Raw genomic sequence first — 18343 nt, forward strand, 5'->3', positions numbered from 1 at the left:
TTTGCAGAACAGAGAAAAGGTAGCCGTTCTAGGCGGCGGAAGTTGGGCGACAGCCCTGGTGAAGGTCTTATCAGAAAATAAAACAGACGTAAGCTGGTGGCTCCGGAACAAAGAAGATGTGCGCCACTTACAGCAATATGCGCACAACCCCAGGTATCTGAGCGGTGTTCGTTTTGATTTGGAGTATGTGCATCCTTCCAATGACATCCGGGAAACAGTTGCCAATGCCGAGTGGGTGATTTTGGCAGTACCGGCGGCCTTTGTACAGGAAGCGTTAGCTGCTCTGGTACCAGATGCCCTGAAAGGAAAAACCGTTGTTTCTGCGGTAAAAGGAATGATCCCCGGACAGAACCTGCTCATTACAGATTTCCTGGAACAGGAATATGGCGTACCCGCCGACCGGCAGTGCGTGATTGCCGGTCCTTGCCACGCCGAAGAAGTTGCCTTGGAAAAGCAATCGTACCTGACCATTGGGTCGCATGACCTGACACGGGCTGAGATGTTCTGTGCCCTGCTCCGCAACCGCTATGTAAAAGCAAATCCCTTGGATGACATTGATGGCGTGGAATATTGCGCCGTTATGAAGAATATCATTGCCTTAGCCTGCGGTATTGCGCACGGACTTAATTACGGAGACAACTTCCAGGCAGTGATGGTATCCAATTCTATGGAGGAAATAGAGCGCTTCTTAGATGCTTTGATGCCTCACCACCGTGACCTGAAAGGAAGTGCTTACTTGGGAGATTTGCTCGTGACTGCCTATTCCCAGTTCAGCCGTAACCGTACTTTCGGGAATATGATTGGCCGCGGCTACACCGTCAAGTCTGCCCAGTTTGAGATGAACATGGTGGCCGAGGGATATTACGCCGTGCAAAGCATCTACCAACTAAACAAGCACCTGAAAGTAGACATGCCTATCACTACCGCGGTATACAACATCTTGTATGAACGTATCTCACCGGGAGTTGAGATTGAGATATTAAAAGATAAGTTTAAGTAAGGAGTTTTTAAAGCTTTACATACGAATGAGCCCCAAAAACAGAAAACCCGCCCTAAACCAGAGCGGGTTTTCTGTTTTATAGCCTTTTCAAGAAAAACAACCTCAAAGCAACATCATGTTTTAAGCAGCTTTTCTAAAAAGGAGTTGTAAACAGGAATGACTAAAACACCAGGAGTTCTTCATATAACCGATGCACCGGCAAGCCCATCACGTTGAAGTAAGATCCTTCAATCCGTTCAATGCCTACCAAGCCTAACCAGTCCTGAGCGCCGTAGCTGCCTGCTTTGTCAAAAGGCTTATAGGTATTGATGTAAAAGTCTATTTCGTCACGGGTGAGATCTCTGAAATGAACGGTGGTCACATCATGAAAAACCACGCTTTTCTCCAGGCTTAGCAGACATACTCCGGTGTACACTTCATGGCTGCGGCCCGAAAGCATGGTGAGCATGCGGGTAGCTTGGGCGTGATCGTAGGGCTTGTTTAAGATGATTTCATCCAGGCAGACAATTGTATCAGCGGTGATGATGACTTCCTCCGGCTGAAGGTCTTCGCGGTACGCACTAGCCTTATGGGCGGCTAAATACTCTGCCACTTCTGCACGGCCCAGTTCTGGTGGGTAGTTTTCATCTACTTCTTTTACTCGTATCTGGAAAGGCAAGCCCAAATTGGTGAGCAGTTCCTTGCGCCGTGGAGAGTTGGAAGCCAGGATATAGTTTTTAGTTAAATTCATTTTCTTCTATTGAGCTGAATAAAAACCCGCAAATGACTTTGGGGTAAAAGAACGTTGATTTCTGTGGCATCACGGCTCCCGAATGGCACACCCGCTGCACCTCTTCCATTTTCACTTCATTGGTGATAAGCGCCAGTTGGGCTTTGCCAGAGTCTACTTTGGTCAGGCATTCAGCAAAAGACCGGACATAGGAGAGGCCTTCGTATTGGCGCTGTGCCTCCGCCGAAATACCCAGCACTTGTTCCAGAATAAAGTAGTGCATGACTGTGAGGTCCAGGTCTTTTACTTCCTGCGGGATATTCCAGGCGAGTTGCGCATGTACTTCGGGCTTTAACCTGACCTTGTACGCTTCCCCTTGTAAATACACGCCAAAAGCCCACTTCTTACCGGTGATAACCTCATTTAATTCAAAGGGTTCTTCAATAGGTCGAATGGTAAAATACTCCTCCAGTTTTTGCAAAAACACTTCAGGAGAAATGGGTAAAGCTTCTAGAAGCCTGTGAGTTGGCAGAATACGCAAGTCGTCTGAAGCCGCGTTGGTCAGGTACATGAGGTGGTAATGGAATGCCTCATCACCGGTAGCATCTGGATTAGCTTGCAACATCTTCTGCCGGTACTGCAAAGACCCTTCATACCGGTGGTGCCCATCTGCTAAGATTACCTGCTGATCCTCTAGAAGGTCCACAAATTTCTGGATAACTTCTGCATCATGTATCACAGACAGCACATCACGTACGCCCTGGTAATCTTCAGATACATAAAGGGGCGAAGTGATGCTTTCATCCATGTACTGTTCTAAAGATAAGGTTGCATCAGTGAACAGGCCGTGGGTAGCGCTGGTATGTAATTTGGTTTGCTCCAAGAGTTCCACCCGATCGTTCACTGCCGAGGGCATGGTGTTCTCATGCCGAAGAATGACCTGCTCCTCCCAAGGGTACGCCTTGATGTGGCACATGAAGCCTTTGCGGCAGTACTCGCGGCTAGAACCCGGAAGAGTGAAGTACTGGTAGTATACATATATCCCCGGAAGCTGATCCTGCTGCAGAATGCCTGCCCGTTTCCAGTGTTCCAAGGTGCGGCGGGCACTATCGGCGGGGTCAGGGCCCGGGGGTACGGAGAGGTGGATGCTGTTGTAGGAATTCCGGTATAGGGCCTGCCGCTGTTTCAATGACACCACGTCAAACAGGGGTGAAGTGAGCGCGTCAATGGAAAAAGGAAGCCTGGGATTGTACCTAAAGCCTTTGATTGGTAAAATATGAGCCATTTACTGTTTTGTCTCTGTTTTTTAAAAAGGAAGTGAAAAGCGTATCAGGGAGCCAGCCGGTTGATGTGCCAGGTTCCGTTGCTTTCCTGTTCAAACAGAAGACGGTCATGCAGGCGGTTCTGTCTTCCTTGCCAAAACTCTATCCGTTCAGGCCGTACCAGGTACCCGCCCCAGTGCTCAGGCCGGGGAATCACTTCCATATCTTTGAATTTAGCGGAGTATTCCTTTTCCAGGTTTTCCAGAAAGAACCGGTCCTCAATTGGTTGGCTTTGCGGCGATGACCAGGCACCAATCTGACTTCCGCGGGGGCGGCTATGAAAATAAGCTTCCGATTTCTCGGCTGGCAACCGTTCAACAGTTCCTTCCACCCGTACCTGACGTTCAAGCACTGGCCAGAAAAAGGTAAGGGCGGCATAAGGGTTTTCCAGTAGCTGCTGTCCTTTTCGGCTCTCGTAGTTTGTATAAAAGACAAAGCCCTCTTTTTCCAGGGCTTTCAGCAACACAACCCGGGCAGTTGGTCTGCCTTGCGGGGAGGCTGTACTCAAGGTCATGGCGGTGGGTTCGTCTGCCTTGGCAGTAAGGGCTTCCTGCATCCAGGTTTCAAACTGTTTAAAAGGGTCCTTAGATACTGCGTCTAGGGTGAGTTCCTTTAAGGAATAGTTGATCCTGATATCAGCAAGAGACAATGGTGCTTCCATAACAAAAGGCAGAAGTAGTTGAGGAGGCCAAAAGTAGGGCTTTCTCCTGAAAAGGTACAGATTCCTTTTAAATAGCCCTTTCTTTTACTATTACCCCAAATACGACAGACTTGGTAAATGCGTTAATAGAAAGCAAATAAAAGGCTCTAGCAAACCAATTGCCGGTTGAATCAGTAAGTATAGAGAGCGAAATCCACGGAACAGATGAGAAGAAAGATGGCGAAAGAAATCCAGAACGGGAGCATATTGATTTCAGAACCTTTCCTGGGTGACCCCAACTTTGAAAGAAGTGTTGTGGTCATCTGTCAGCATGACAAAGAAGGGACAGTAGGCTTGGTTTTGAACCGGGTTTCTGCCCTGCACTTATCAGATGTGGTAGAGGTGAATGAAGAGATATTTGACATGCCGTTGGCGGTAGGCGGGCCTATGCAGCCCAATACCTTGCATTACATTCACAGACTGCCTCATTTAACAGATGCGCAGCCTATTTCTTCTGAGCTTTATTGGGGCGGTGACTTTGAAGAATTAACCCGTTGGTTGAATGAAGGATTGGTATCACAGGATGAAATCAGGTTTTTTGTGGGTTATTCCGGGTGGAGCCCAGGCCAATTACAGGAAGAAATTGAGAAAAATGTTTGGTTTATTAATAACAATGCTGCGAATAAATTGCTTACTTTGAATATAGATACCTTGTGGCGCGACATCTTAAAAGAGATGGGCGGTAAGTACAAGATGTACGCAAACTACCCAGCAGACCCAAGCTTAAACTAATTCAAAGGCGCAAAGCCCCACGTGTATGATGAACCAAGATCCGGAAAATCAGCAAAACGGTAAAACGGAAGAACAAGCAAACCAGGAACAAACGCAAGATCAGCGCAGAATTCTGGAAGAACGTTTGGCCGAAATAAATGCCCGCAGCCAGGCCACTACCACTACTGCCTCTGCAGACATGATGGAAGAAACACCAGCCGTGGAGGAAGACCCCGCCTCTGAAAGGGTTACATTTGAAGAAGTAACTGAAGTGGCTGCTCCTCAGATACAGCCAGAAATGACGCAATCTTCAGTGCTAGCTTCTGAAGACACCATCACAGCGCCAGTGGCAGTAGATCAAACCACGCCACCAACTGCAGCATCAACGCAAAACACAGCACCAGAGAACGACTCAACTGAGCAAATAGTAGATTCTCCGGTAGTTGCTGCTCCAGTGGAGTCTTTTCCGGAAGGCGTTACTCAGACACCAGGGGTGCACGAGGAGGCACACCATGAAGAAGAGGAACTTCACCCTGAGGAGGATTATACTCACTTGCCTATTGATGAAATCAGAGCTCGTATTTTGGCACTGGCGCAGGAAGGCAACGTTCGTAAATCAGGCCGTGCCCTGAACAATCTGTACCGGGTATATGAGCCGCAGTTCCAGGAAGAGCGGCAAGAGGCCCTAAACCGGTTCATTGCAGAAGGTGGTTCACCAGATGATTTTGAATACAATGCGCCGCGCGCCCATAAAGATGTGGAACAGGCCATGCAGCGGTTCAGGGAAGCTCGTTTCAGAGAGCAGCGCCAGGAAGAAGAGCAGAAAATATCAAACCTGCAAAAAAAGCGGGATTTGCTTGAACGCCTCCGGCTGTTCATTGAGTCCTCCGAAACCCAAACCAGCGGCAACTCCATCAAGGAACTGCAGAACGAGTGGAAAGCCATTGGTCAGGTACCTACCGCTGAGGCCCAGCAGTTGTGGAATTCCTACCACGCCTTGCTGGACATGTATTATAACAACCGCAGCATCTTCTTTGAACTCAAGGAACTTGATCGCAAGCGTAACCTGGACGCCAAAAATCTGCTGTGCGAGCGCGCGGAGGCATTGGCCAAGGAAGAAAATATAAACAAAGCCCTGCAGGAACTGCGCCACTTACACGATGAGTGGAAGCACATTGGGCCGGTACCTAATGATCAGCGCGATCTGGTATGGAACCGTTTCATTCAGGCGTCAGAACAGGTACACGACCGCAAAAAAGCATTCTTTGAATCCAGAAAAGCCGAAGAAACAGCCAACCTGGACAAGAAGAGACAATTGCTGGCGCAGATAGAGCAGTTCTCGCATTTCACCTCAGACCGTATCAATGACTGGCGGGATAAAACTGACCAGATCCAGCAGTTGAAAGAAGCTTGGGATGCAGCCGGACTAGTTCCTAAAGAAAATGCCGAGGAAGTAAACAAAGCTTTCTGGAGTTCCTATAAAGCTTTCTTCCACCATAAGAACACTTTCTTCAAAGCGCTGGACGAAGAGAAAATGCAGAACTACCGTCAAAAGGTGGCGTTGTGCGAAGAGGCTGAAAGTGTGCAAGGCAGTGAAGACTGGGATAGCACCAAAGAAAAGCTGATTCAGCTTCAAAAGAAATGGAAAACCATTGGCAGGGTACCTGACAAGTACTCAGATAAAATCTGGAATAGGTTTAGAACAGCATGTAATGCTTTCTTTGACCGCTTACACCAGGAGGCCCAAAACAAAGAAACCCAACTCAGCCAACTTTCTGCGCAAAAGCAAACCTATTGCGAGCAATTAGCCACCAAGGTAGCGGACCCGACGTTTGTGGGATCAATGGATGAGTTTAACCGGATTCACCAGGAGTGGCAGTCTTTCTCATCTGAAGGCAAGCGTAACCCAAAGGTGGAAGACCGGTTCCAATCTTTGCTTTCCAAGTATCTGGACAAAGTGCCGGAAATAGGCAAGGAGCAGAAAGAGCAGACCTTGTTCCAGCTTCAGCTAAACCATTTAAAGTCGAGCCCAGACGGAGACCAGAAGCTGTACCAAAAAGAACAGCACCTGCGCCGTGACATCACGTCGCTGGAGAACGACATTTCTACCTTGAAGACCAATATTGAGTTTTTTGCCCGTTCAAAGAACGCTGAAAAACTTAGAGAAGAGTATCAGTCAAAGATTGACGAGGCCCAAAATCGAATTCAGCACCTGAAAAGACAGTTGAAAGCGTTACGCTCGTAAAATTTTCTGATTGACTTTCAGTGCCTTTCTAAAAAGGAAGTAAATAAGTTGAGAGGTCTTTTTGCAAATACCAAAAAGACCTCTACTTTTGTATCGCTTTCAGAAACCTCCAGGGTTTTAAAAGCAAAAGCCTCCTTAGCTCAGCTGGTAGAGCAACTGACTTGTAATCAGTAGGTCGCTGGTTCGATCCCGGCAGGAGGCTCATCTTAAAAGCACTTACTTGTTCCATACAGGTAAGTGCTTTTTTCTTTAGGTGTTTTCAAGCCTTTTCTAAAAACAGGTTCTAAAACTAAAAAGGCACCACGCAGGCCATAGGCTTAGCTTTTCTACTCGGTGTCTGGTTCAAAGTTCACCTGGGTATCTTTGGTAAAAACGACATAGGCCCGTTTCCAGGGCTGGTCGCCCACCATACGCCACTTATGGCCGTTCCCTACAGTATCCATGGCAATGAGAACATCTCCGGGTTTTAGGATGAAGGTCTTGCCCAAGCTGGTAGTAAATTCCAGAGTTCCAGTTAAGGTTAATACATATTGGGTGGTAGGTGCGGTATGCCAGTCATAGTCAAAATCTGCTGGCGTTTCTTTGAAGTGAAGTTCTTCCACTCCCGTCATCATTTTCTGGGTAATTGTTCCTTTTTGGAAGTGGGAATGCCCCTCTTCATCCGCGTATAATTTGTAAGCTGTGATCATGTTTCAAATGCGTTTTTAAAATAGTATACCTAAAACGGGATCTGGAGTTACTTCTATCCTAATAAAGGGCTCTCTTTTCACGTTAGAATTTAGTTTAGAGCGTAGAGAATTATAGTATAGTTCTAGAAACTAACTGAGGTGATTCTACAGAAATGAGTTAATCCCTTTTTCTCTATTTTATATATAGCTTTTTGAAAAGTAGAGGATATACAAAATGCTAACTTCTAAGGCATTATGTTTCAAGGGTAACACTTCTTAGAATCTGTCTTTTTTGGTAGATAACCTTTTTACTATATTGTAAGTAAGTGCCCATTATTACACAACCAAAGAGCATGTACAGATCAGAGTGTATTGGTAAATGCAAAGTGTTACTGCTTGTAGGAGCGCTGGTGTTTAACGGCTGTTATTCAAAAAAGGACAAACAGGAAGCTGCCACTCCTGAAACTACTCAAGCACCTGCACAAACCCCATCCACAAAGGAAACTGCACAAGAGACAACTGCTCCGGCGGCAGATGCTGCTTCCACTTCCGCAGCTAGAGTAGATGTTGATCTGTACCTGGAGGTATCTAACGGAATGAAGGGGTTCATGCCACCACCTGCCGCTGACAAGGAGCCTACTACGTTTCAGAGCCGTTTAAACAAATTGATCTCCGAAGTGCAGGATGGGGTTCATGTGGAAGGCAAGCGCTATTACCTGGCAGGCCAGAATGCGCAAGGCCAACCCGTGTTAGACAGCGTTTCTTATGCAACATTGAAGAACACCATCACCAGCGGTATTAAAGCTAATGTGTTAGGCACGCCGTTGCCTCAGCTTTTGCAAGCTGCCCTGGAGAACTCCACCAAAAGAGGTGCGGTAAGTGTGGTTGTCTCTGACTTTATCCATGGACCTGACCCGAATAATCCTGGCCAGTTCCTTTCCTTAGACTCAGATATCAGAAGCAGCCTGAAGCAGGCTGAGCATCAAAATTTGGTAGTTGCTGTGTTGGGGGAAGCTTCTCCTTTTTTCGGCAATTATTACCCGGCGGTGAAGAAACCAGCAGTAAAGCAAACCCTTAACGGAGAGGAAATTCCTTTCTACATGTGGGTGATTGGCAAACAATCAGAGGTTCAGACCGTCATCAACAAGGTGCTCCGGAATTTACCTGCCCAGCAGGCATATTTCGGGTTTGGATACCCCAGTGTTCCTTTCTCGGCGGTGCTTAAATCCAATATCTTCCGTCCGGCAGGCGTTGTGTATTGTACCAGCCGGACCGCAGAAGTGTGTACCAGTGTAAACTTACAGCCACTGAAAGACGAACCCGTTGAGTTTACCATCGGCTTGAACCTGACCGACTTGCCGGCTTCTATGCAGGAAGTCAAGTTCCTGAAGCAGAACCTGAAGCTGGCCGTTACCGGCGGAAAGGCTTCTATTGGTACAGTAATTGCAGCCTCTGATGAAGTAAAGGCTACGCCTGATCTGGCCAAATATACCCACTTTGTGCGGATAAACGTTCCGCAGCTTACCGCAACTACTGGTTCTATTACCCTGCAACTGCCTCAGGTACAGCCTGCCTGGATCACGCAGTGGTCTACCGCAAATGACAACAATCCGGCGGCGGCTCAACGGAAAACGTACCAGCTAAACAAGATTATTGACGGGGTACAGGCGCTGTACCGTGACAAAAGTGACAACGTATTTAGTGCCACAATGAAGTTTAACAAAGAAAACAGATAGAATGATCCAAAATTTCTTCTCCGGGCTGTATGAGCTTTTTCTGGGCCGTCCCATGCCAGCCAACTACACCAATGATTACCGCGAGGTGGTGTTCCCTAATACCGGTATTCAGCTGTTCCTGATTTCCTTGGCTTTGGTTCTCCTGTATTATTATGTGTTAAACCGGGCTATGAGCACAGGCTTGTACAAACCAAAGCATTGGGTGATCATGCTCATCATCAATGCTGCCATTGCCTTCGCAGTTCCTATTATTCAGGTAAACAACAACGGAGTAGAGACACATTCTTATACCTACACCTTTGCCCTGGTAAACGCCATTCTCAGCCTTATTCTATTCTTTATATTTTCGCTATTACTCAAAAAAGGATCTGTTCAAGCCTGGACAACTCCTATGAAATGGCCTCATTCTAAATAAACTATGGCAAAACTTTTTGTATTCGGAATTGGGGGAACGGGCTCCAGAGTCATCCGCTCTCTGGTGATGCTCATGGCCGCCGGTGTCAAAATCAAGAATTGTGATAAAATAGTGCCCATCATCATTGACCCCGACACCCAGAACGGGGACATGAACCGTACCGTGGAGCTTCTGAAAACCTACAAGCACCTGCACGACCAATTGGGCAAGCGGGAGGAAGGGTTCTTTCATACCAACATCAGCACACTATCAAGCATTGCCGGTGACGGAGCCGCTAAAATCAGAGATTCTTTTGTGTACGACTTTGGGGGAATCAACAAGCCTTTCAAAGACCACGTGGGCTACAACCAACTGGACATCGACAGCCAAGCCTTGGTTGATTTGCTGTTTACGCCCGAAAACCTGAACAACAGCCTGGACGTGGGATTCAGGGGAAGTCCGAATGTGGGCAGCGTGGTGCTCAATGAGATTATCGACTCTCCTGAGATGCGCTTTTTCGCTTCTAACTTCCAGGCGGGTGATCGTATCTTCTTTGTGAGTTCTATCTTTGGGGGAACGGGTGCCGCTGGTTTCCCGCTTTTGCTCAAAAACTTCAAAGACGTTCATTCTACCTTACCCAACGCTTCCAGCCTGAATGCGGCCTTGACGGGAGCCATGGTGGTGTTGCCGTACTTCTCCCTAGAGCAACCAGCGGCAGGAGTAGAGGCCGATTTCATTGACTCCAACACCTTCACCACCAAAGCCAAAGACGCGCTTTCTTACTACCAGAACCACTTGCAAGGAGTAAATGCCACGTATTACATTGGTGACACCCCAGACAAGCCGCTGGAGAACAACCCCGGCCGGGCAAGTCAGAGAAATGACGCCCACCTGATCGAGTTGCTAAGTGCCCTGTCCATCATTGATTTCATGGACTACACAGACAATGACCTCACGGGCAATGCCCTGTTCCATGAGTTTGGATTGCGCGAAGACGTAGATAATGTCCAGTTTACCCATTTTGACCAGGAAACCCGCGACCGGGTTGCCAAGCAGTTGATCCGGTTCCATTATTTTGCGAGGTACTACAACAACTATGTGCCCGCAGATGCCCAAGCCGCTTACGCCAAAGGCGTTGACCTGAACGGCGCCATGCGTAATGAGCCTATTTTCAAAGAACTAAACAAATTCCTCAGCAGTCCTGAATTTGGCTATGAGTCCTGGTTGAAGGAATTGAGCCGCATGGAGCGCACCTTCTCGGCCTTTCATCTGAACGAGCCAGACTTTAACCGTATGGTTTCTGATAAACAGGTAGAAACTGGTTTCCTAAACAAAGGCATCCACCCTGGCTCCTTCGTGAAAGAACTGAACCGCGCTTCAGAATCCATCTCAGACCGGGAAGCTTTCAAGGCCACCATCAAGGCATTTGAGATTGCCACTAATAATTTGGTGGAGGACAAACTCAAGTATTCTTAACCAACACCTCCGTTCCACTTCTATGGGGAACGAAGAAGAACGTATTCTTCCTTCGGGAAAAGAATGAAAGGAGAGAAAGAGAGCCCGCGCATCATTGTTTTAAGCCTCTTTTTCAGAAAACACCTTACAAAAAGATTGATTTATGCCGAAAGTACTTCGACTTCATAAAACCGGCTCTAACGTAGAAGGTTGGGCTAAAACAAGCCAGATTACCAGCACCGAGATCAAAGACATGGTAGATGGTGCCGGTGGACGGGCACAGAAAATTAACGCCTCCATTCCTACGCCTTTCGCTCGCATGCACCTGTTTGAGACAGCGTTTGAATTTGTGAAGCAAGGCGTGACCAGCACCCCCAACAGCATCTACCATAAGTTTGTAACCCATTTCTGGGATTTATGGGAACTGCTGTACAACCACCAAAGCTATGCACAGGGCGGAAACAAGATCGTGATCCGGCGCTGGAACAAGCACCAGCAGCTAGGTGCCATGCAGTCAAACCCTAACACCAACCTGCTGGGCAAGACGCTTGAGTTGTTCATGAACGACAACCGCTTCAGAGGGGTAGAAGACCTGTTCCTTTTCTATCTGGAGTCTACCAACGCCAGGGGCGAACGCCATCTGCAGTTATTGGGTGGCACATCGCCGCTTACCTTCCTTTTTGTATCACCTAACGTGCAGCCTCTGGCCATTAACCGGGCGCAGAACGTGGGCGTGTACTTTGACAACAACTACATTTCTTTGAATGACCGCGAGCGTGATTTCAAAGAGTACGTGCACAAGCTGTTTGTTTCCAACCCAGATTTCATCAGAGCATTTCCGGCGGTGTACAATGCGTTGGACGAGCATCTGCTGAAAAGCATCAGCATGTCTGGGGTAGTGGGCCAAAACGCAATTGCCGCTGATTACCTGCCCTTGGTAGACTTACAACAGAACCCGGTTCACGTGGGGCATCTGACGTTCCTGGTAAAGAAAGACCAGACTGCCGTTACTAGCAGTGATTTGTTCTTGCGTCCAACCAATCCTCTGTTCGGCGGTGACCGGCCCATTGTGTTGAAACCCGATCTTAGATTGGCTCCGCACGTGAAGTACGTGAACAACCTGGCCTGGCCTGCCAATACCAACGTGGGGTATTCAGATCCAAAAGAAATTCCGGCTCGGTCTTTACCTGGTGTTGGTTTCAATTACCCTTACCTTACGGTGAATGACCTCTTGCAGGAAACCATTGTGCAGGTGCCGTATGAAGTGAACACCGACCGGTTCTATAGCGGAACAGTACTGTACCAGCCAGGGGTTACTGAGAAAGTGTTCAACTACCTGCTGCCGGTAACCAACCTGTATTTTGAATATTTCACTCCAGAGGACTTGGCTACGCACCTCACCTTCTACGTGGATGTGAACCATGTACGGGTCACCTTACAGATCCCCACCGAACAGGGAAGTGTAGTATATGAGCGTAGCTACTATGACAACCCGTTGAACTCCAAAGACGCCCATGGGCAAATCATCCCCGAGAAAGGTCACATACTGAAATCCAGGGTAGGAGTGGGCGTGTTCCCGTTCTACAAGTTCACGGATGCACCTACCTACAATGACTTCTACAAAGTCATGTTGGTGGACGAAGACATTGATCCTTTACTGGTGAATCGGAATCATACTTTGGCTTTCTTCTCAGGAGGCAGACAACTTGAAGCAGCCGGAGGCATCCTTTCAGCCTCGGTACAGCGCCGCACAAAGAAAAGCAACAGCAGCGCGGGCAGCACCTATTATGAAATCAGAGGCACGCACTTTGATTTCGCTGAACTGACGCACGCCGGAGTAGACGTGACCGGCAAAGCCTTGATCGTTCCTAAATTCCAGCAGGTGCAGCAAGGCATTCAGAACTTCACGTTTGCCATTGACTTCGGTACCTCCAACACGCACATTGCTTATACCTCCGGGTCAAACCAGGCGCCCAAAGAGTTTGCCATTACGGCCAATGACCAGCAGTTGGTGATGCTGAACAAACCATCAGACGACAGCTCCCTCACAGATTACCAGCGGTTCCATAAACGGGGCTTCGGGCGTTTGTTTGCGGTGGAGACCTTGCTGAAGCGCGAGTTCATTCCGTTAATCATCGGGTCTGGCGGGTCTTTGTATTCGTTCCCTACCAGAACAGCCACCTGTGAGTCTATTGATTTTGAGAACCAGATCCCGAGTTTGTTCGGGAACATCAACATCGGGTTCTCCATCAACACCGAGGGCACGCACCAGGACCAGTACAAGCAGACGTACCACACAGATCTAAAGTGGAGCGAGACGCTTTCTAACACCGGAAAACGACGAATAGAAGCTTTCTTCACTGAGATCATGTTGCTCATCAAGAACAAGGTGGTGTTGAATCATGGCAACGTAGCCAATACAAAAGTGGTGTGGTTTGCCCCGTTGAGCTTTGATGATTATTCCCGCAACATGTTCCAGAACGTCTGGGACGGCGTTTACCACAACATTTTCAAAAACGGCCGCAATACAGCTTGTATCACTGAATCTGTAGCACCGTTCTACTTCCTGTCCAGAACGGGCGCAGTAGTACCTAGCCAGGATGAAAACCTGATTAACGTAGACATAGGCGGTGGTACCACAGACGTGCTGTTGTTCACTAACCGCAAGCCGTCGCACAGTGCTTCGTTCCGGTTTGCCGGAAATGACTTGTGGGGAGATGGGTTTGCCTCGGTGAAAACCAGCAAAGACAACGGCTTGCTGCAATATGGTGTGGCCCACGTGCTCCAGATTCCGCTCACTGAAGAAGGCAAAGAATACAAGAAGTTTCTAGAAACTGCCTTGGATAACCCAGATTTCTCCTCGGCAGACATTACCAGCTTGCTGTTCAGCTATGACAAAGAGTTGCATTACAGCTCTCAACTGTTACAGGCTAGACAACTGCGCCTGATGTTCTACCTGCACTTCGGGTCGTTAATGTACCACCTGGCGCAACTGACCCAGCAGATTGGGGCGCAGGTTCCGCGGTACATCTGCTTCAGCGGACAGGGAAGCTTGTACATCAAGTTACTGAGTGCAGGCAATAACCTGTCAAATGTGGAGCGTTATGCCAAAACCATCTTCCGGAAAGTAACCGGGCAAGAGCCACCAGCTAACTTCAAGTTGGTACTGGTAGACAACCCTAAGCAGGTGACTGCCAACGGTGGGGCCATGGCTTTGGAAGGAGCCAACCTTTCTGACTTGACAGATATTCCGATCATGCGCCCAACAGGTGCGGCTTCTGGGGAAGATGCTTTGAAACCTGTAAACAAAAGTCAAGTAGCGTCCCCGCTTCGGCAGGAGGTGCTGGCCAATGTCATGAACTGTCTGGAGTTGTTGTTGGATGACGCTGACATTGCTCCTCTCATGCGCTCCATGGGCGTAGAGGTAGATCCGCATTGGGTCTTGAATTTCATGCGCAACCACATACAGGACAGCTATACCATGGTGCTGGAAGAAACCCTCCGCGGACTTTCTGACCGCGAGCTGATTCCCGAGACCATGTTCTTCATGCCTCTGAAGCAATCGTTGTACCTGTTGTCTAAAGAATTATACCAGCAACAGGTGGGCGCCTTAGTTTAAATCTACAGATGCCTCAGGTACTTTCAATAGAAGGTGCCTGAGGCATTTTCTCATTCACACTCTTCAAAAAAATTAAACGGTATGGCTTATGTACCTATCCTTTTAGCAGTTCTGGCCCTAATAGTGGCTGGATTCACCTTTTATAAAGTTAGCGGTTTGGTTTACCGCATCCACAGCTTGGAAAAGAAAAACCGAGAACTGGAGGCTGGTTTACGGTCTATGGAAAACCTGAACAAACGTACAGGGAAAATCCCGCAGCCAGAAAATACCCGTCAGGAGAGAGGGAGCCAGGGACAACCCAATGTCCGGCAGCCCCAACAGCCAAGGGTACAGCAGCAACCACAGGAACCAAGGCAAAAGCAACAAGGGCAACAACCCGGAAGAGGCCAGCAGCCGCAGGAACCACGCGTTCAGGGCCAACCTCAGCAACAGCGGAATCCGCAGGAGCCAAGGGTGCGGCAGGAAGGACAACCTCAACAACAGAGACAACCAAGAGAACCCCGCGAGCCCAGAGAAAACCGTCAGCCACAAGAGCCTCGTCAAAAACAAATTCAACCTCCTTTGCAGAGTGATGGGACCAGCCAGAACCCGCGGGCGCAGCAACAGCCGCAGAGAAGAAACGATAACCGCAGAAGAGAACAAGTAAATGCTCCAGATGGGGAGCAGGCGTCTTTGGTGCCACCTATTGTTTCTCCCACCTTGGGCAAAGAGATTGTAGGTGACGATCTTCTAAATGAATTAACCCAGCAGGCAGCTCCACAACCAGAAGCCCCGGTAAGCAGAACCCGGTATGCTATCATTCCTGAAGATGGGGTAATCAAAACGCACCAACTGCAACAACGCCCAGATTCTGACAGCTACCTGGAGATTGACACTCCCGCGGAAGGAAGCACCAACACCCGCTACCGCTTCAATCTCTCCGGGAACCAAGCTTTTGTCATTTCACAAGGCATGGACCGGCTGGAAAACGCTTTTTCTTTTGAGAAGCCTTCTAACCGGAAGGTAAGTCAAATCGTCCTTCAGGGTGATGGCGTGCTATCCAGAACCAGCAGTGGCTGGAAAATTCAAGAAAAAGCGAAAATTGATTTCCGTTAATCCTTTGGTTCTATGTTATTCTAAGTACCTAAGTTGTTTCAATTATCAAGCCTAGAAATTGTAGGAACCGTTTTTGGCCTGTTTTGTAGAAGACAGGTTAAAAACGGTTCTTCTGTTATTAACCACAAAAGGTTAAATTAGGCCTTACTTTACCTTTTCTGCCAAAACAAATCAAACCCAGGTTCTGGCACTTCCTTAAACCGGAATATCCATAAGCGGGCAGAAACAACCGTTACTATACTACCATCCATGGAAGGAATATTTATTTTTGAAGCGTTGCTGGTGCTCGTTATTCTGGGCTATCAGTGGCGTGTCTACAAAGCAAACCGCAGCAAGGTCGAAGAAGTTGAAACGCTATTCCCCTCAATAGAAAGCCTGTCAATTACCCGAAGAGGAGCTAACGAGAGAGACACAACTGTCCCAGTTGCAGGACCATCCCTTGAGCAGCAGTGGGACAAATTGCAGTATGGTGAGTACTTCCGGGAATTCTCGCCTACCAACCCCGTTATCAAAAGAGTAATTGCAGTAGACGCTGAAGAACTGCATATTGAGGTGCAGAACGGTGAGACGCCGTTTTACAAAATCTCAATTGAAAAGTTTAAACAGCTCCTGCGCAACGGGAACATTTTCCTGGCTTCAGTCGCACCTTTGCCAGCACCTTCTGAACCGGTTGAACAAGGCGAAACCTTTGACCTTATAGATGTCAAAAATCCTTCTCCTACCTTCCAAAAGGTGATTAAAAGTACCAATGAATACCTGCGGGTAAACAAAGGAGCGGCTGCTGATTTTGACATCTTGAAAGATGTGGCCGAGAGGTATGCTGAGGCCCAGGACAATGAGGTGCAATCTACCATAGCTACCCCGTTGTACGTGGGGTTAATAGGGACTTTCTCGGGGGTAATCATAGGTCTTTCCAGTCTGGTGTGGACCGGTTTGGGCAGTACGTCTGAGGATGGCTCGTCTTTTATCACCGACCAAAATATTCCTTCGTTCCTGTTCGGGGTTTTGATTGCCATGGCGGGTAGTCTTTGCGGGCTGCTTTTGACCATGTTTGGGAATAACGCCCTTAAAAACGCCCGCAGCACCCGTGACCGGCTCAAGAACGATTACTATACTTTCCTGCAAACCCATTTGCTGCCTAAGCTGAACTCTGACATGGCCGCCAGTTTAGGGAACCTTAAGTCAGTGCTGGATACCTTCAACAAAGACTTTTTAGACAAGATCCTAGGCTTCCGCCCAATTGTGGAAACGCTCACTGACAACATCAGCACCCAGAAGGAATTCATCCAGAAAATGGACGAGATCGGGTTTACTCAGATGGCGAATGCTAACCTGCTGGTGTTTGACAAGATCAAGGAAAGCGAGCGGCTGTTCATGAATTTCCTGCAGTACCAGGAAGCTCTTAACGAGTCGGTGCGGAAAGGGGGTGAGCTGACGCAAAACATTACCCAAGTGCTGAACCGATTGACCAAGTTGCAGGAAGGCTTTGACCAGGTGCCCGGCTACCTGCAGCAGCACGATGAGTCCATTCAGCGGCAAATCAACTTCTTCTCCCGCCATGAAGAGGAGCTGGATTCAATCGCGAACCGCACCGAGCAGTATTTTGACAAAGCAGCCCTAAAACTGACTGACCTGATGCAAGCTAGGCTTCAGCACCAGGAGCGAGACGCCCAGAATGCCTATGAGAAATGGGGCGAACACTTCAGGAGGCTTAATGAAGACAACATCTATCAGCGCATCCTGAACTTCATGGAGCCCTTCCAGAACCTGACGGAACAACAAGATACTTTGAACCGGCAGCAGCAAGACATGGCCCAGGAAATCAGTAAAACAAACGAGCGCCTCTTAAGTAAAATTGACACCGACACAGAGATTCAGAAGCGACTTTTGGAGCAATTGGCCGTGTTGAACGCCAACGTGGAGAAAAGCATGGAGCCCGGACCATTAAAAGCAGCAATGGGCAAAATTTTTGGGAGCGGACAGAACCACAGAATAAAGCCATAGACAATCATGAATACAGAAAACAGAGACTTCTTCTGGCCTAGCTACGTGGACCTCATGACGGTGCTTTTCCTGATTATGCTGGTCTTGTTTGTGCTGAGCTTTAAGATGTTCACAGATAAGAATTCAGAGAACATCCGCAACATAGCAAGGCTGCAGGTAGAGGTTCAGGAGAAACGCAAATTAGATGAGATTAAAGCCGCATTATCCCGATTAGATGGGCGGTATTTCCAATACAATGAAAAGCACAAACGCCATGAACTCCTGGTAGATGTGTTGTTTGCCCAAAGCAGTGCCACCATTCCGCAGCGGTCACTTGCTCCATTGAGAAGAGCCGGGGAGGAACTGAGCCGCGTGATCAATTCAGTGAAGGGTTCAGATGTAAAGTATTTGATTGTAATTGACGGTCGGGCAGCAAGTTTCCCTACTGGGGATCCCAGGAACATTACCCAGCGGGAGTATGCTTTGGAACTAAGCTACAAGCGGGCTTTGGCCTTGCTCCAGTTCTGGCGGAACGCCGGCATCAAATTCCCTAAAGATCGCATTGAACTCATCGCCTCAGGCAGTGGCTTTGAGGGAGCCGGCCGGACAGGTGACGTGCGAGATCGCCGCTTTGTGATTCAGGTTTTACCCAAAGTAGGCACTCTATAAACCCGAGACCTAAGTAAGTAAGCATACATTGAATACA

General features: G+C 48.3%; 14 protein-coding genes and 1 tRNA gene. 11 read left to right on the plus strand and 4 right to left on the minus strand.

Going from position 1 to position 18343, the window contains the following annotated elements:
• Window position 1 precedes the first annotated feature (1 nt).
• Window positions 2–1000, plus strand: coding sequence for an NAD(P)H-dependent glycerol-3-phosphate dehydrogenase (locus tag DC20_RS18395; protein WP_062545168.1), 999 nt, complete (start codon window positions 2–4; stop codon window positions 998–1000).
• A 160-nt stretch (window positions 1001–1160) separates the two neighbouring features.
• Here DC20_RS18395 and DC20_RS18400 read toward each other — a convergent pair whose 3' ends face one another.
• The 3 genes from DC20_RS18400 to pdxH are packed head-to-tail and all read right to left on the minus strand — an operon-like array spanning window position 1161 to window position 3692.
• On the minus strand, window positions 1161–1730 hold the full coding sequence (locus tag DC20_RS18400; protein WP_062545169.1) for a Maf family nucleotide pyrophosphatase: 570 nt from the start codon (window positions 1728–1730) through the stop codon (window positions 1161–1163).
• Window positions 1717–2994, minus strand: coding sequence for a DUF1015 domain-containing protein (locus DC20_RS18405; protein WP_062545170.1), 1278 nt, complete (start codon window positions 2992–2994; stop codon window positions 1717–1719). Before DC20_RS18405 ends, DC20_RS18400 begins: the two co-directional genes overlap by 14 nt.
• Window positions 2995–3038: 44 nt before the next feature.
• Window positions 3039–3692 carry a pyridoxamine 5'-phosphate oxidase gene (pdxH, locus tag DC20_RS18410; RefSeq protein ID WP_062545171.1) on the minus strand — a complete coding sequence of 218 codons (654 nt, stop codon included), beginning with the start codon at window positions 3690–3692 and terminating at the stop codon, window positions 3039–3041.
• 204 nt (window positions 3693–3896) lie between these two features.
• Here pdxH and DC20_RS18415 point away from each other — a divergent pair, with 204 nt between their 5' ends.
• The 3 genes from DC20_RS18415 (at window position 3897) to DC20_RS18425 (ending at window position 6889) form a co-directional block, all read left to right on the plus strand.
• The gene (locus tag DC20_RS18415; protein WP_245652246.1) at window positions 3897–4463 is read left to right on the plus strand and encodes a YqgE/AlgH family protein; all 567 of its coding nucleotides are present in this window, start codon (window positions 3897–3899) and stop codon (window positions 4461–4463) included.
• Window positions 4464–4488: 25 nt separating this feature from the next.
• Window positions 4489–6687 carry a DUF349 domain-containing protein gene (locus DC20_RS18420; RefSeq protein ID WP_062545173.1) on the plus strand — a complete coding sequence of 733 codons (2199 nt, stop codon included), beginning with the start codon at window positions 4489–4491 and terminating at the stop codon, window positions 6685–6687.
• A 129-nt stretch (window positions 6688–6816) separates the two neighbouring features.
• Window positions 6817–6889 (plus strand) — tRNA-Thr (locus DC20_RS18425).
• Between the two features lie 124 nt (window positions 6890–7013).
• On the opposite strand, the gene DC20_RS18430 is transcribed toward DC20_RS18425, so the two are convergent.
• Window positions 7014–7376 (minus strand): cupin domain-containing protein, encoded by a 363-nt coding sequence (locus DC20_RS18430; protein WP_062545174.1) that lies wholly within the window; start codon window positions 7374–7376, stop codon window positions 7014–7016.
• Between the two features lie 332 nt (window positions 7377–7708).
• Here DC20_RS18430 and DC20_RS18435 point away from each other — a divergent pair, with 332 nt between their 5' ends.
• The 7 genes from DC20_RS18435 to DC20_RS18465 all read left to right on the plus strand — a co-directional run bounded on the left by DC20_RS18435 (window position 7709) and on the right by DC20_RS18465 (window position 18306).
• Window positions 7709–9091, plus strand: a complete 1383-nt coding sequence (locus DC20_RS18435; RefSeq protein ID WP_062545175.1) for a hypothetical protein — start codon at window positions 7709–7711, stop codon at window positions 9089–9091.
• Window position 9092: 1 nt separating this feature from the next.
• Window positions 9093–9506 (plus strand): hypothetical protein, encoded by a 414-nt coding sequence (locus DC20_RS18440; protein ID WP_062545176.1) that lies wholly within the window; start codon window positions 9093–9095, stop codon window positions 9504–9506.
• A 3-nt stretch (window positions 9507–9509) separates the two neighbouring features.
• A complete protein-coding gene (locus DC20_RS18445) occupies window positions 9510–10961 on the plus strand; it encodes a hypothetical protein (protein ID WP_062545177.1) in 1452 nt (483 codons plus the stop codon).
• 142 nt (window positions 10962–11103) lie between these two features.
• A complete protein-coding gene (locus DC20_RS18450) occupies window positions 11104–14559 on the plus strand; it encodes a hypothetical protein (protein ID WP_062545178.1) in 3456 nt (1151 codons plus the stop codon).
• A gap of 81 nt (window positions 14560–14640) precedes the next feature.
• Window positions 14641–15654, plus strand: a complete 1014-nt coding sequence (locus tag DC20_RS18455; RefSeq protein ID WP_062545179.1) for a hypothetical protein — start codon at window positions 14641–14643, stop codon at window positions 15652–15654.
• Between the two features lie 249 nt (window positions 15655–15903).
• Window positions 15904–17658 (plus strand): hypothetical protein, encoded by a 1755-nt coding sequence (locus tag DC20_RS18460; protein ID WP_062545180.1) that lies wholly within the window; start codon window positions 15904–15906, stop codon window positions 17656–17658.
• 6 nt (window positions 17659–17664) lie between these two features.
• Window positions 17665–18306 carry an OmpA family protein gene (locus tag DC20_RS18465; RefSeq protein WP_062545181.1) on the plus strand — a complete coding sequence of 214 codons (642 nt, stop codon included), beginning with the start codon at window positions 17665–17667 and terminating at the stop codon, window positions 18304–18306.
• The last annotated feature ends 37 nt before the right edge of the window (window positions 18307–18343 follow it).

The sequence above is a fragment of the Rufibacter tibetensis genome (assembly GCF_001310085.1).
GTDB lineage: Bacteria > Bacteroidota > Bacteroidia > Cytophagales > Hymenobacteraceae > Nibribacter > Nibribacter tibetensis.